The following is a 14,994-nucleotide window of genomic DNA, read 5'->3' on the forward strand; positions in this document are numbered from 1 at the left end:
GGTGGGGCCAGGGGCTTAATTCCTGACCATACACCGCCGATTATTGCGGGTCGACTGCCGGCGCCGCCGGCTGTGGCTGGCCCTGGGGCTGCTGCACCAGGCTGGCCTGGCCGCTGCCGAGGTCGAGCTCCTGGCCGTACTGGTTCTTCAGTGTCACCTCGACCTGGTTGAAGGCCATTTCCACCTTGTGCTCGCGGAAGCTCAGGGCGATGCGGGTGAGGATCTCGTCGGTGGAGGCGTTGCGGTCGCCCAGCTCGCGCACGTGGAAGCGCAGCTCATAGTCGAAGGTGCTGGCGCTGATGGTCAGGAAGAACAGCTGCGGCTCGGGGTCGCGCAGCACTCGCGGGTTCTCCAGCACGGCCTGCATCATCAGCTTGCGCGCCAGCGGCAGGTCGGTCTCGTAGGCCACGCCGATCTTGATGATCACCCGTGTCACGGTGTCGTTCAGCGACCAGTTGATCAGCTGGTCGGTGACGAAGGTCTTGTTCGGCACGATGATTTCTTTGCGGTCGAAATCGGTGATGGTGGTGGCGCGGATGCGGATGCGGCTGACCGTGCCGGACAGATTGCCGATGGTCACTACGTCGCCGATGCGCACCGGGCGTTCGAACAGGATGATCAGGCCGGAGATGAAGTTGGCGAAGATCTCTTGCAGGCCGAAGCCCAGGCCCACCGACAGTGCCGCCACCAGCCACTGCAGCTTGTCCCAGCTGACCCCCAGGGTCGACAGGGTGACCACGAAGCCGATCCCCACTATCACGTATGACAGCAGGGTGGTGGTGGCGTAGGCGCTGCCCTGGGCCAGACGCATGCGCGACAGCACCAGCACCTCGAGCAGGCCCGGCAGGTTGCGCGCCAGGGCCACGGTGATGGCCACTATGACCAGGGCACCGAGCAGGTCGCCGAGGCTGATGGGCACCATGCTGGCGTTGTCGCCGCTGCCGCTGGTGTATTCGTAGAGGGTGATGTTGTCCAGGTAGGCGAACACCGACAGCAGGTCGGCCCAGACCCAGTAGAGGCCGGCGATGAACAGGCCGAGCAGGCTCAGGCGGATCAGCCGCAGCGACTGCTGGTTGACCTGCTCGATGTCCAGGGTCGGTTCCTCGACCACCACTGCCTCGCTGCCATCGGCACCTTCCTTTGGCGGCGCCATGCGCTTGGCCATGGCGCGCTGATAGGCCAGGCGCCGGGCGGCCACCGCCAGGCCGCGGACGAAGGCGGCCTCGACTATGGTCCAGATGAGCAGCAGGTACAGGGTGCTGATCAGCCGATCGCTGAGCTTCAGCGCGGTGTAGTAGTAGCCGAAGCCGACCGCGACGATCAGCGCCAGGGGCAGCAGGCTGAACAGCAGGCCGACCAGGGTGCGGAAGTTCGAGGCATGTTCGCGGGCCGGGCCGCTGAGCAGCAGCTTGTTCAGCAGCCAGGCCATCAGGCCGAAGCAGGCCAGCACCACGGTGATGCCGATGACGTCTTCGGCCAGGCTCGCCGGCTGGTGCTCGGCCACGGCGACCACCGCCACCAGGGCCATCACCACCAGGCCGAGGTAGCGCAGCTGCCGGTGCAGGAAGCTCACGTGGCGGCGTGGCCAGTGGAAGTGCAGTTCCGCCACGCCGCCCGGGGTGACGATGCGGTAGACCGTGTAGAACACCAGCCAGGCCAGGGCCATGCCGAACAGCGCCGAGCCCAGGTTGGCGTTCTGGCCGCGGGCGTCGAGTTGCAGGGCCAGGCCGCAGAGGGCCAGGAACAGGGTGCCGGGCAGGGCCAGGAGGACGTTGAGGAGGATCGCCATCGGCGTGTGCAGCTGGCTGTCGTGCTTGAAGTGGCCGATGTCCTGGTGCAGGTCGCCGAGCTTGCGGTAGAGGAAGCCGCGCTTCCACAGTAGCAGGCCGATCATCAGCAGCAGCGGCAGGAACAGCACCGGGCGCTCGATCAGGCCGGCGCCGAGGGCGCGCAGGTTGGCGCCCCAGGGCAGCTCGGCGATCTGCCGCTTGAGCAGGCCCGGGGCGCTGCTGAACCACTCGAGGTTGAGCGGCTTGTTGCTGGGGATCCAGAACATCTGCTCGTCGAGGGTGGCGCGCAGGGCCTGGGCGGTGCTCTGCAGCTGCTTCTGGTTGAGCTGCAGGGTGATCGACTCGTTGAGCAGCGCGTTGAGTTCGCGGTTGAGGCGGTCGAGCAACTCGCGGCGGGTGGTGATCAGCTCGAGCAGGGCGTTGCGCAGCTCGGGGGTGACTTCATCTGGCGGCTGCTTGGCGAGCTGCTGCTCGACATAGGCGGTCGGGTTGCTGAGGCGCTCGCGCTGCTGGTTCAGCTCGAACTGGTAGAGGCGCAGGTCGGCGATCTCATTGGCCAGGTTGTTGTCCAGCTCGAGGGCGGGCAGCGCCTGTTTCTGCTGGTAGAGGATCTTCGCCAGCAGCAGGCTGCCTTGCAGCACGCTGATCTGCTCTTCCAAGGCCTGGTCGCTCTGGTTGAGGCTGTCGAGCTTCTGCTTGGTCTGCAGGTTCAGCTGAGTCAGCTCGTTGAGCCGGTCGGTGGCGCTCAGCAGGTAGTCGGAGAGTTTCAGGTTGCGCGCGCTCTGGCTCGCCAGCAGCTTGTCGGAACCGGCCTTCTCGGCTTCGCGGGACTGCTCGGCGACGGTCTTCTCCGATTGTGCGCGGCGCTTCTCGTTGACCAGGGTCTGCAGGTCGAGCAGCTCCTGCTCGGCGCGCTTGATGCGCTCCTCGAGCAGGTCGCGCTGGGCGTTGCCGAGGTCCTGCAGCAGGCTGTTGCCGGCCAGTTCCTGGCGGCGCAGCTGAGTCTTGGCGTTGAGCTGGCCCAGCTCGACGCTGAGCAGGTCGCGGCGCTCGGTGGTCAGCGGCTTGCCGCTTTCCTTGCCGCTCTTCAGTGCGTTGTTGATGTCCTGGGCGCGGGTCTGGTTGCTGCTGATCTCGGCCTGGGCCCGCTCGGGTCGGGTCTGGGCGGTGATGATCAGGCTGTTGGCGTCGCTCAGCTGCTTCTGCCATTCGCCAAGTTGGCTGCTGCGCTCGGCCAGCAGCTGCTCCAGCTGCGGCACCGAGGCGCCGGCATGGCGCTGCGCCACTGGCTGTGGTTGGCTGGCCTTGAGCTGGGACAGCTCGCGTTGTGCCTCGGCGATCAGGCGCGGCGCCTGCTCGAGCTGCTTCTTCAGCTCTTGCAGGCGCTTTTCGCTTTCAGCCTGCTCGGTCAGCAGGCTCAGGGTCTTCTCGAACGTCTGCTTGAGCACCAGTTGCTCGGCTTCCGGCAGCTTGCGTTCGGCGAGGTTGTCCAGGTTGCGCTTGACCTCGGCGATCTTCGACGAGTCGGCGGCCTGGACCAGGGGGGCGCCCAGGCAGAGCCCGAGCAGTGCGGCGGCAAACAGGGTACGGAAAAAGGGCATGGTCGCGATCGTGCGGCTCGAATAAAAGTGCTGAGTTTAGAGGAACAGGCCCGGCCCCGGGCGCGTGCCTTCCGGGAATCTGACGCCGACCTTGCGGATCTTGTTCCCTTCCATGGCGGCGACTGTCCAGGTCAGGCCCTGCCATTCGACCTGGTCGCCGATCACCGGTTCACCGCCGATCTCGTGGGCGATGAAGCGGCCCAGGGGTTGCGCGCCGTTGAGGCCGTCCAGCTTCAGGCCGTAGAGCGCCGCCACCGCGCTGAGCTCGGCGTCGCCTTCCAGCACGAAGTCGCCGAAGAAGCGCAGGTCCTGGCCCCGCGTCGGCGCCTGGCTGAACAGTTTGCCGAGGGCCGGCAGGTCGTGCTCGTGGCCGATCACGCAGAGCAGGTCGCCGGCCTCCAGGGTGGTGCTGCCGGACGGGTGGAGCAGTTCCTGGCCGCGGAACAGGGCGGCGATGCGCGTGCCGGCGGGCATCTTCAGTTCGCGCAGGGCTGCGCCGATGCACCATTTCTCGGCGCCGAGACGATAGATGAACAGCTCCCACTGGCTGGTCGGATGCACTTCCAGGCCGGCGCGCGACACCGGCGCCGGCTCCGGCGGCACGGTGACCCGTAGCCACTTGGCGACCCAGGGCAGGCTGGTGCCCTGCAGCAGCAGCGAGACCAGGACGATGAAGAAGGCCAGGTTGAAGAATAGCTGGGCGTTCTCCAGGCCGGCCATCAGCGGGAACACCGCGAGGATGATCGGCACCGCGCCGCGCAGGCCGACCCAAGCGATGAACAGCTTCTCGCGGTCATGGAAGCCGCGGAACGGCAGCAGGCCGAGGAAGATCGACAGCGGCCGGGCGATCAGGATCATCCACAGCGCCAGGCCCAGGGCCGGCACGGCGATGGGCAGCAGTTCGCGGGGGGTGACCAGCAGGCCGAGGACCAGGAACATGCCGATCTGGCTGAGCCAGGCCAGGCCGTCGAGCATGTGCAGGATGCCGTGGCGCGAGCGGATCGGCCGGTTGCCCAGCAGCAGGCCGCACAGGTAGATGGCGAGGAAGCCGCTGCCGCCCGCGGCGTTGGTGATGGCGAAGATGAGCAGTCCGCCGCTGACCACCAGCAAGGGGTAGAGGCCGTTGGCCAGGCTCATGCGGTTGACCAGGTTGAGCAGCAGCCAGCCGCCGCCCAGGCCCAGCACGCCGCCGAGGCCGAACTGCAGCAGCAGTTGCACGGGCAGGTCCCAGCCGAAGCCGGTCTGGCCGCGCACCAGCATGGCGATCAGGGTCACGGTGAGGAACACCGCCATCGGGTCGTTGCTGCCGGACTCGATCTCCAGGGTGGCGCTAACCCGTTCGTTGAGCCCGCGGCCGCCGAGCAGGCCGAACACCGCCGCGGCATCGGTGGAACCGACGATGGCGCCGATCAGCAGGCCTTCCATCAGGCTCAGGCCGAACAGCCAGGCGGCGGCGACGCCGGTCAGTCCGGCGGTGATCAGCACCCCGGCGGTGGCCAGTGACAGGGACGGCCACAGTGCCACGCGGAAGCTCTTGACCCGGGTGCGCATGCCGCCGTCGAGGAGGATCACCGCCAGCGCCAGGTTGCCCACCAGATAGGCCAGGGAATAGTCGGCGAAGTTGATGCCGCCGGGCCCGTCGACCCCGGCGAGCATGCCGACGGCGAGGAAGATCACCAGGATGGGAATGCCGAAACGCGAGCCGAAGGCGCTGACCAGGATGCTCATGGCCACCAGCAATGCACCGATCAGGAACAGGTTGTTGATGGCGCTGGCGTCCACGGGGCTGCTCCGGGTTATAAGGAGAGGGCGCCTTATGCATGGCGCGTGCCAGTGATTCTAACCCGCACCTTCGCCGCGCTGTCAAAAAAACACCCCGCATCCGGCGGGGTGTCGGTAGCTGGCTGGCCTGCGGGCTAGAACCAGGCGTCCTGCATGGCCAGTGCGCAGTCGTCGCGGGCCTCGAGTAGCGCCAGTTCGTGCTGGCAGGCCGGCACTTCCCAGGTCAGGAAGTAGCGTGCGGCCTGCAGCTTGCCGCGATAGAAGTCGGCATCGGCGGCATTGCCCCCGCCTTGCTGGAGCAGTGTCAGGCCCTGTTCGGCGCGAATCGCCTGTTCCAGCCAGCGCCAGCCGATCACCGTGTGGCCGAACACCTTGAGGTACAGGGCCGAATTGGCCAGGCCCTGGTTGACCCGGCCGGCCAGCAGGTCGCCGAGCAGGGCCAGGGTCACCCTGGACAGGCCCGCCAGCAACTGCTCCAGCGGCTGGCGCAGGGCGTTCAGGGAGGCGTACTCGGCGGCGCGCTGGCAGCCGTCCTGGATCTGCCTGAACAACTGTTTGAGCGCCGCGCCGTCGTTCATCGCCACCTTGCGCCCGAGCAGGTCGAGGGACTGGATGCCGTGGGTGCCCTCGTGGATCGGATTGAGGCGGTTGTCGCGGTAGTACTGTTCCACCGGATACTCGCGGGTGTAGCCGTGGCCGCCGAGGATCTGGATCGCCAGCTCGTTGGCCTTGAGGCAGAACTCCGAGGGCCAGGACTTGACGATCGGGGTGAGCAGGTCGAGCAGTTCCAGGGCACGCTGGCGTTCGTCGGCAGCGGCCAGGGTCTGGGTGTCGTCGAACAGCCGCGCGGCATACAGGCCGAGGTCGAAGGCGCCCTCGACATAGGCCTTTTGGGTCAGCAGCATGCGCCGGACGTCGGCGTGCTCGATGATCGCTACCTGCGGGCTGCTCGGGTCCTTGCCGTCGGGCTGGCGGCCCTGGGGCCGCTGGCGGGCATAGTCCAGGGAATAGAGGTAGCCGGCGTAGCCGAGCATGGTGGCGCCCATGCCGACGCCGATGCGGGCCTCGTTCATCATCTGGAACATGTAGGACAGGCCGTGGTGCGGCTGGCCCAGCAGGTAGCCGACGCACTCGCCGTGGTCGCCGAAGTTCAGCGCGGTGGAGGTGGTGCCGCGCCAGCCCATCTTGTGGAACAGCCCGGCCAGCAGCACGTCGTTGCGCGGGCCCAGGCTGCCGTCATCGCCGACCAGGAACTTCGGCACGATAAACAGGCTGATGCCCTTCACCCCGGGCGGTGCGTCCGGCAGCCGGGCCAGGACCATGTGCACGATGTTCTCGGACATCGGCTGGTCGCCGCCGGAAATGAAGATCTTGTTGCCGCGGATGCGGTAGCTGCCGTCTGCCGCGGGTTCGGCCCTGGTGCGGATGTCCGACAGCGACGAGCCGGCATGGGGTTCGGTCAGGGCCATGGTGCCGTAGAAGCGGCCCTCGATCATCGGCGTGAGGAAACGCGCTTTCTGCTCCGCGCTGCCGAAGCTCTCGATCAGATTGGCCGCGCCCATGGTCAGCATCGAATAGGCGCTGGTGGCGATATTGGCCGCCTGGAAGTGGGCGAAGCAGGCCTGGGACAGCAGGTTGGGCAACTGCATGCCACCGACGTCGAAGTCGCGGGTGGCGTTGAGGAAGCCGGCGTCGATAAAGGCTTGCAGCGCCGGCTGGATTTCCGGGATCAGCTGCGCCGCGCCGTCGACGTATTGCGGCTCCTGTTCATCGCCCTTGCGGTTGTGCGGAGCGAACAGGCGCTCGGCGATGCTGCGCGCGGTGTCGGTGGCCGCATCGAAGGTTTCGCGGCTGTGTTCGGCGAAACGCTCGCGCTGGGTCAGGGCTTGGGCATCGAGCACTTCGTAGAGCTCGAAGGCCAGGTTACGGGCGCTAAGCAGGGTCTCGGACATGGATCGGGCCTCCAATGGATGGGGCCGAGTCTAGGCAGCCGCCAAGCGGCTGCCCAGCACTATCGATGGGCGTGATACAGCCTCACATGGCCAGGCCCGCGGCCAGTTCGCGGGTCAGTTCGGCGGCGCCAATGGGTCGGCAGCCGGAGAGGTTCTGCCCCGCCCACAGCGGCGAGAAGTCGCTGCTGCCCTGGGCCTCGGCCGCCGCGCGCAGCGGGGCGATGGCCGCGGTGGCCAGGGGGAAGGCCGGTGCCATGGGGCTGAGCGGTCCCTGCTCGCGCATCAGGCGGTTGACGATGCCGCGTGCCGGGCGCCCGCTGAACAGGTTGGTCAGCGCCGTGTGGCGCGCCGCCGGGCTCTGCAGGGCGGCGCGGTGCACCGCGCTGGTGCTGGCCTCGGGGCACAGCAGGTAGGCGCTGCCGACCTGCACCCCGGCCGCGCCGAGCGCCAGGGCTGCGGCCACGCCGCGGGCATCGCCGATACCGCCGGCGGCGATCACCGGCAGGCGCACGGCCTCCACCACCTGGGGCAGCAGGGCGAAGGTGCCGAGCTGGCTGGACAGGTCCATGTCGAGGAACAGGCCGCGATGGCCGCCGGCCTCCAGGCCCTGGGCGATGATCGCATCGACGCCCCGGGCCTCCAGCCACACGGCTTCCTGCATCGTGGTGGCGCAGCCGAGGATCTTCGCGCCGCTGGCCCGTACCCGGCCCAGCAGGCTGGCCTCCGGCAGGCCGAAGTGGAAGCTGACCACCGCCGGGCGCAGCTCCTCCACCAGTTCGGCCATGGTCGCGTCGAACGGCTGGCGTCCGGGGCCGGCCGGGATGGTGGCGGGGTCGAGGTCGAACTCGGCGTAGAGAGGGGCGAGCCGTTGGCGCCAGGCCGTCTCGCGCACTGCATCCGGCTGCGGCTGGGGGTGGCAGAAGAAGTTGAGGTTGCACGGCCGGTCGGTGGCGGCGCGCAGGGCCAGCACCTGTTTGCGCAAAGCGGCGGCGTCGAGCATGGCCGCCGGCAGCGAGCCGAGGCCACCGGCCTGGCATACGGCGATGGCCAGGCGCTGGTCCTGGGCGCCGGCCATGGGGGCCTGGATGATCGGGAGTTCGCTGCCGAGCAGTTCTTGCAGGTTCATGGAGGCCTCCTTGGCCAGGGCTGTGTGACCGGGCAAGCTTGCCACAATTGTGTGTCGGTTCGTCGCCGGTGGCCGCTGGCGGTTACACTGCGGCCCAGTCCCGAGGGAGCCCCGATGAACTACCGTCACGCCTTTCACGCCGGCAATCACGCCGACGTGCTGAAACACCTGATCCTCTGTCGCCTGGTCGCCTTGCTGTCGCGCAAGGAGGCGCCCTTCGCCTATCTCGACAGCCACGCCGGCGTCGGCCTCTACGATCTGGCCGGCGACCAGGCCAGCCGTACCGGCGAGTGGCAGCAGGGCATCGCCCGGCTGTGGCAGGCCGATGACCTGCCCGACCCGCTGCTCGACTACCTCGAGGTGGTCCGAGCCATGAATCCCGACGGCGCACTGCGCCACTATCCCGGCTCGCCGGAGCTGGTGCGCCTGCTCAGCCGCGAACAGGACCGCCTGCAGCTCAACGAGAAGCACCCCGAAGACGGCCGCCTGCTCAAGGAGAACATGGCCGGCGACCGCCGCGTGGCGGTGCACCTGGGCGAGGGCTGGCACGTGCCGCGCGCCCTGCTGCCGACCCGGGAAAAGCGCGCGCTGCTGCTGATCGACCCGCCCTTCGAGAAGGCCGATGAGCTGGAGCGCTGCGTGCAGTCGCTGAACGAGGCCATCGGCCGCATGCGCCAGACGGTGGTGGCGATCTGGTATCCGATCAAGGCTCTGGAGCAGCTCAGGCGCTTCTACCGTGACCTGGAGAAGAGCGCGGCGCCCAAGCTGCTGCGGGTCGAACTCTACGTGCAGTCGACCGACGACGCCCAGCGCCTGAACGGTTCCGGCCTGGTGATCAGCAACCCGCCCTGGGGCCTGGAGGAGGAACTCAAGCAGCTGCTGCCCTGGCTGGCCGAGCGCCTGGCCCAGGGCCAGGGCGGCTGGCGCCTGGACTGGCTGATCGAGGAGAAGGCGCCGGGCTGAGCCGCGAGCGCCGTCACATCAGGCCGGCAGGCACACCCCGGTGCCGCCGAGGCCGCAGTAGCCGCCGGGGTTCTTCGCCAGGTACTGCTGGTGATAGGCCTCGGCGTAGTAGAAGGGCGGCGCCTCGGCGATCTCGGTGGTGATGGCGCCGAGCCCGGCCTTGTCCAGTTCGGCCTGGAAGGCGGCCTGGCTGGCCAGGGCCGCGGCCAGCTGCTCGGGGCCGTGGCAGTAGATCGCCGAGCGGTACTGGCTGCCGACGTCGTTGCCCTGACGCATTCCCTGGGTCGGGTTGTGCGCCTCCCAGAACACCTTGAGCAGGGCATCAAAGCTGGTCAGTTGCGGGTCGAAGACCACCAGCACCACTTCCGCGTGGCCGGTCAGGCCCGAGCAGGTTTCCTCGTAGGTCGGGTTCGGCGTGTGGCCGCCGGCATAGCCGACCGCAGTGCTCCACACCCCCGGCTGCTGCCAGAAGCGCCGCTCCGCACCCCAGAAGCAGCCGAGGCCGAAGACCGCCTGCTGCAGGCCGGCGGGAAAGGGCGGCTGCAGCGGGTTGCCGTTGACGTAGTGGGCCGGGGGCACCGGCAGCGGCGTGGCGCGGCCGGGCAGGGCCTGCTCGGCGCTGGGCAGCTCGAGTTTGTGGGCGAGTATTTGCGAACGCAGAACCATGGGCCGTGTCCTCGGCGAAGAGTGTGTGTGCAGATAGACCGCGCAGCGGGCGCGGCGTTACAGGTCATTCAGCCCGGCGGGCGGCAGGGGTAGCGCTTAAGCCTGTCGATCAGCTCGCGTCCGGGGATCGGCCGGTCGAACAGGTAGCCCTGGCCGATGTCGCACTGCTGGCGGCGCAGGAAACCGAGCTGGGCGGCGCTCTCGATGCCTTCGGCGACCACCTTGAGCTTGAGGTTGTGGGCCATGGCGATCACCGCCGAGGTGATCTCCATGTCGTCCTGGTTGTCCGGGATGTCGTTGATGAAGCTGCGATCGATCTTGATCACGTCGATGGGGAATTTCTTCAGGTAGCTCAGCGACGAATAGCCGGTACCGAAATCGTCCATCGCCAGGGTCAGGCCCAGGCTCTTCAGGTGGCGGAGCTGCTCGCGGGTGTTGTCGGTGGCCTCCAGCAGCAGGCTTTCGGTCAGCTCCAGTTCCAGCAGCGCGGCGGGCAGCTGCTCCTCGTGCAGGATCGCTTCGATAGAGCCGACCAGATCGGGGTCGGAGAACTGCTTGGGCGACAGGTTGATCGCCACCTGCAGGCTGCCGAGGCCGACTGCGGTCATTTCCTTGCTCATGCGGCAGGCCTGGCGCAGCACCCACTTGCCGATGGGAATGATCAGGCCGTTTTCCTCGGCCACGCTGATGAACTGGTCCGGACGGATCATGCCCTTTTCCGGATGGTGCCAGCGCAGCAGGGCCTCCAGGCCGAGCAACTGGCCGGTCTTCAGGCACAGCTTGGGCTGGTAGAAGACTTCCAGTTCGTTCTGGGTCAGGGCGCGGCGCAGGTTGCTCTCGACGAACAGTTTGTAGTCGGCCTCGGCGTTCAGCGCCTCGGTGAATACCTGGAGCTGGTGCTTGCCGTTGGCCTTGGCCTTGTGCAGGGCCAGGCCGGCGTGCTTCATCAGGGTCTGCGGGTCCTGGCCATGCTGCGGCGCGCAGGCCAGGCCCACCGAGCCGGTGACACTGATCAGCTGGTTGTCGACGAACAGCGGTTTGTCCAGAGTCTGCAGCAGCTGTTGGGCGATGCGCTGGCCGTCTTCGAGGTCGTGGTCCTCCAGCAGGATGGCGAACTCGTTGCTGGCGAAGCGCGCTAGCACGCCGCTGGGGTTGAGGCTGTTGCGCAGGCGCCGGGCCAGGCTGCTGAGCAGCTTGTCGCCGGTCTGGTGGCCGAGGCTGTCGTTGATCCGCTTGAAATTGTCGATGTCCACTAGCAGCAGGTTGATCGGCCTGCCGTCGGCCTTGGCGAAACGATCCTCCAGGGCGCGGATGAAGGCGTAGCGGTTGCCCAGGCCGGTGAGGTTGTCGCTGAAGGCCAGGCGCTCGATGCGCTGCTGCGCGTGCTTGGTTTCGGTGATGTCTTCGTAGATGCCGATGTAGTGGGTCAGGCTGCCGTCGTCGGCGTGCACCTTGGAGATCGACAGCTGGCTCCAGTAGGGCTCGAAGTTCTTGCGTCGGCTCTTGAACTCGCCCTGCCAGCTGTTGTGCTCGGACAGCCCGGTGCCGGCGTCGAACAGCAGGTCGTTGAGGGCTTCCAGGGCCGGCAGCTCGGACAGGCGGCGGCCCTGGACTTCGTCGGCGCTGTACTGGGTGATCGCTGTGAAGCTCGGGTTGACGTATTCCACCAGGCCATCCCGGTCGAGCAGGATGAAGGCGCTGGCGCTTTGCTCCACCGCGCGCTGGAACAGGTGCAGGGCGCTGGCGGTGCGCCGCCGTTGGTGGCTGCCGATGACCTGGGCGTAGTGCTCGGCCAGTTCGCCGGCGAAGGCGACCTCGTCGGCCTGCCAGGCTCGCGGCCCGCCGACATGCTCGAGGCAGAGCACGCCGACCACCTCGCCATCGATGCGGATGCTGGCATCGAGCATGGCGCCGATGCCCATGGGGCGCAGGTAGTGCTCGGCCATTTCACGGGTGCGCGGATCCGTCAGGGCATCCTGGGCGTCGATCGCCCGGCCGCTGTGCAGGGCATGCAGGTAGACCGGGTAGTGGCCGGCGTCCATGCTGGCGCCCCGCTCATGCAGGTCGATGTCGCGGCGGTACAGGGTCACCGGCTCGAGGGTCGCGCCCTGCAGGTTCCAGATGCCGGCCCGCGCCACCCCGTAGGCCTCGCAGGCCGCCCGGGTAATCAGCTCGGCGGCCTCGCGGCGTGGATCGCCGGAGGTGTAGTGCTGGCGCGTCAGGTGCCGGAGCAGCGCCTGCTGGGTGCGCGCGCGAACCTGCTCCAGAGCCTCGGCGATCGGCTCCGGCGGCAGTAGATGTGGCTCGCGATGCGCCGCCTCCGGCAGACCGTCGAGATACGGCCCCGGCGCCTCGGCCAGGGTCGCTGGCTCGGCAACCAGAAGATAGCCGCGCAACAGGTGGCGATTGTGCTGCTTGAACGGCTCGCCCAGTTCGGTGAGGCGGAGGGCGCCGCGGGGCGTGTGCAGGGTGTAGTGCACCAGGTAGCGCGCGTCCCGCGTCAGCTGCTGCTGGATCGCCTCGTGCTGGCGATGGCGTGCCACGGGCTCCATCAGGCTGGCGTAGGGGGCGTCGATTAGCGAGCACAGCTCGCTGGCGGGCAGGCCGAGCCGCTGCTCACACTCCGGATCGAGGAAAAGCAGCGTCCAGCTGGCTTCGTTCAGCCGCTCGAAGCGCAGCATGCCGAGCCGCGAAGGCACTGGCAACTGCGTCACAACCTCGGCCGCCAGCAGGCTCGCGGCATCGGGATGGCTTTTCATTGGGAGGCGGGCTTCCAGTATGCTGACCGAGTCGGGGTCTCGGCCCACTTCACTATCGCGTCGGCTAAGGGTGCATGATGCTATTACGACTGACAAGCAAACTAATTTCCGCCGTGCTGCTCGGCGGCTGCCTGCTGGCCGGCCCGCTGCTCGCCGCCGAGTCCGCGGCGACCCTCGGTGGCGCCGAGCAGGAGCGCTACCTGAGCGAGCTCAAGCGCCTGTACCTGACCCAGGATGAGCGCCAGGCGCTGCTCGCGCACAGCAATGATCTGCTCAAGACCTACGCCCTCAGCGCCGCCTATCAGGTCGGTCAGGCGCAGCGTCAGGACCGGCTCTACCAGCTGCGCCTGGGAGCTCCCGGCGAGTTGCTGTTGCGCGAAGAGACCCGCAACGCCCAGGGCACCGATATCGCCGTGCGCAACCAGCGCATCGCGCTGTTCGGCGTGGACCCCTTTATCCGTTACGACTGCCCGCCCGGCGGCATCAGCTGTGTGCTGTTCAGCCCGCTGGACGGCAGTGTGCTGCTGAGCATCGTGCGCGACCACCAGGGCGCCGCGGAGCTGGCCAAGGCCCTGAGTTTCCTGATCCGCAACCTGCAGAAAGGCTAGGCCGGCGGCCAGGCAAAAAAAACCCCGCCGATGAGGCGGGGTTGAGGGTACGAGCGTGGCATGCTCGAAAGTTGAGGCTGTGCCTTACAGCAGCATGGTGCGGATGTCCGCCAGCACATCGCCGAGACGCTTGGTGAAGCGTGCGGCGGCGGCGCCATTGATCACTCGGTGATCGTAGGACAGCGACAGCGGCAGCATCAGCTTGGGCTGGAACGCCTTGCCGTCCCAGACCGGCTGCATGGTCGCCTTGCTCACGCCGAGGATCGCCACTTCCGGCGCATTGACGATCGGCGTGAAGCCGGTGCCGCCAATGTGGCCGAGGCTGGAGATGGTGAAGCAGGCACCCTGCATGTCGTCCGCCGCGAGCTTCTTGGTGCGCGCCTTCTCCGCCAGTGCGGCGGCCTCGGCGGCCAGTTGCAGCAGGCTCTTCTGGTCGACGTTCTTGATCACCGGCACCAGCAGGCCGTCCGGGGTGTCCACGGCGAAGCCGATGTGCACGTATTTCTTGCGGATCACCGCCTTGCCGCTCGGCGCCAGCGAACTGTTGAAGTCCGGCAGCTCCTTGAGCAGGTAGGCGCAGGCCTTGAGCAGCAGCGGCAGCACGGTCAGCTTGACCCCGGCTTTCTCGGCGACCGCCTTCTGTGCGACGCGGAAGGCTTCCAGCTCGGTGATGTCGGCCGAGTCGAACTGGGTCACGTGCGGCACGTTGAGCCAGCTGCGGTGCAGGTTGGCGGCGCCGACCTGCATCAGGCGGGTCATCGCCACTTCTTCCACTTCGCCGAACTTGCTGAAGTCCACGACCGGAATCGGCGGGATGCCGGCGCCGCCGGTGGCGCCGGCCGGCGCCTCCTTGGCCTTCTGCATCATCGCCTTGACGTAAGCCTGCACGTCCTCCTTGAGGATCCGGCCCTTCGGGCCACTGCCGTTGATGGCGCCGAGTTCGACGCCGAACTCGCGGGCCAGCTGGCGTACGGCCGGGCCGGCATGCACCTTGGCGCCGTCACGCTTGGGCACGGGGCTGACGTTGGCTGCGGCCGCCGCCAGCTTGGCGATGGCGCTGACCTCGGCGGCCACTTCCGGCGAGGCGCCGGGCGGCGTGCTGTGCAGCGCCGGGGCGGCGGCCGGCGCCGGAGCCTGGGCGGCTGCAGGGGCGGCGGCTGCGCCGGTGACCTTGAGCTTGAGGATCAGGTCGCCGGTGCCGACTTCGGCGTCCAGCTGGACTTCCACGCTTTCCACGGTGCCGGCGGCCGGCGAGGGAATCTCCATGCTCGCCTTGTCCGACTCCAGGGTGATCAGCGACTGGTCGGCTTCGACCTTGTCGCCGGCCTTGACCAGGACTTCGATGACCTTGACCTTGCCGTCTGTGCCGATATCCGGCACATGCACATCCTGCACCGACTCGCTGGTCGCCGCTGCAGCGGGCTGCTCGGCCTTTGCGGCAGGCTTCTCCTGTTGGGGCTCGGCCTTGGCTGGTTGTTCGGCCTTCGGCGCGGCCTCGGCCGCACCCTCGACTTCCAGCTCGAGCAATTCGTCGCCTTCCTTCAGGCGGTCGCCCAGCTTGACCTTCAGGCTCTTGATCACCCCGGCCTTGGGGGCCGGAATTTCCATGCTGGCCTTGTCCGACTCGAGGGTCAGCAGGCTCTGGTCGGCTTCGATACGGTCGCCGACCTTGACCATCAGCTCGATGACTTCGCCTTCGCCACTGCCGATATCGGGTACGCGGATTAGTTCGCTCACAGTGCGTCTC

At 67.9% G+C, this 14,994-nt stretch carries 9 protein-coding genes; 2 read left to right on the forward strand and 7 right to left on the reverse strand.

Translation table 11 applies throughout. The features are described from left to right. Window positions 1-40: 40 nt before the first annotated feature. The 4 genes from mscK to ACSX1D_RS01695 form a co-directional block, all read right to left on the reverse strand. The gene (gene mscK, locus ACSX1D_RS01680; protein WP_439860703.1) at window positions 41-3,391 is read right to left on the reverse strand and encodes a mechanosensitive channel MscK; all 3,351 of its coding nucleotides are present in this window, start codon (window positions 3,389-3,391) and stop codon (window positions 41-43) included. 36 nt (window positions 3,392-3,427) lie between these two features. Then, the gene (locus tag ACSX1D_RS01685; RefSeq protein WP_439860704.1) at window positions 3,428-5,173 is read right to left on the reverse strand and encodes a potassium/proton antiporter; all 1,746 of its coding nucleotides are present in this window, start codon (window positions 5,171-5,173) and stop codon (window positions 3,428-3,430) included. A 134-nt stretch (window positions 5,174-5,307) separates the two neighbouring features. Beyond that, window positions 5,308-7,125: an acyl-CoA dehydrogenase gene (locus ACSX1D_RS01690; protein WP_439860705.1), complete on the reverse strand. Its 1,818-nt coding sequence runs from the start codon at window positions 7,123-7,125 to the stop codon at window positions 5,308-5,310. 82 nt (window positions 7,126-7,207) lie between these two features. Further along, window positions 7,208-8,251 carry an NAD(P)H-dependent flavin oxidoreductase gene (locus ACSX1D_RS01695; RefSeq protein ID WP_439860706.1) on the reverse strand — a complete coding sequence of 348 codons (1,044 nt, stop codon included), beginning with the start codon at window positions 8,249-8,251 and terminating at the stop codon, window positions 7,208-7,210. A 114-nt stretch (window positions 8,252-8,365) separates the two neighbouring features. Between ACSX1D_RS01695 and ACSX1D_RS01700 the strand changes: the two genes are divergently transcribed. Further along, window positions 8,366-9,214, forward strand: a complete 849-nt coding sequence (locus ACSX1D_RS01700; RefSeq protein WP_439860707.1) for a 23S rRNA (adenine(2030)-N(6))-methyltransferase RlmJ — start codon at window positions 8,366-8,368, stop codon at window positions 9,212-9,214. Between the two features lie 18 nt (window positions 9,215-9,232). Here ACSX1D_RS01700 and msrA read toward each other — a convergent pair whose 3' ends face one another. After that, window positions 9,233-9,880: a peptide-methionine (S)-S-oxide reductase MsrA gene (gene msrA, locus ACSX1D_RS01705; RefSeq protein WP_439860708.1), complete on the reverse strand. Its 648-nt coding sequence runs from the start codon at window positions 9,878-9,880 to the stop codon at window positions 9,233-9,235. 68 nt (window positions 9,881-9,948) lie between these two features. Next, window positions 9,949-12,639 (reverse strand): putative bifunctional diguanylate cyclase/phosphodiesterase, encoded by a 2,691-nt coding sequence (locus tag ACSX1D_RS01710; RefSeq protein WP_439860709.1) that lies wholly within the window; start codon window positions 12,637-12,639, stop codon window positions 9,949-9,951. A 77-nt stretch (window positions 12,640-12,716) separates the two neighbouring features. On the opposite strand from ACSX1D_RS01710, the gene ACSX1D_RS01715 reads away from it, so the two are divergent. After that, the gene (locus ACSX1D_RS01715; RefSeq protein ID WP_439860710.1) at window positions 12,717-13,247 is read left to right on the forward strand and encodes a hypothetical protein; all 531 of its coding nucleotides are present in this window, start codon (window positions 12,717-12,719) and stop codon (window positions 13,245-13,247) included. An 84-nt stretch (window positions 13,248-13,331) separates the two neighbouring features. On the opposite strand, the gene aceF is transcribed toward ACSX1D_RS01715, so the two are convergent. Continuing rightward, window positions 13,332-14,984, reverse strand: coding sequence for a dihydrolipoyllysine-residue acetyltransferase (gene aceF, locus ACSX1D_RS01720; RefSeq protein WP_439860711.1), 1,653 nt, complete (start codon window positions 14,982-14,984; stop codon window positions 13,332-13,334). Window positions 14,985-14,994 lie beyond the last annotated feature (10 nt).

Source organism: Pseudomonas sp. MBLB4136 (assembly GCF_051904765.1).
Classification (GTDB): Bacteria; Pseudomonadota; Gammaproteobacteria; order Pseudomonadales; family Pseudomonadaceae; genus Aquipseudomonas.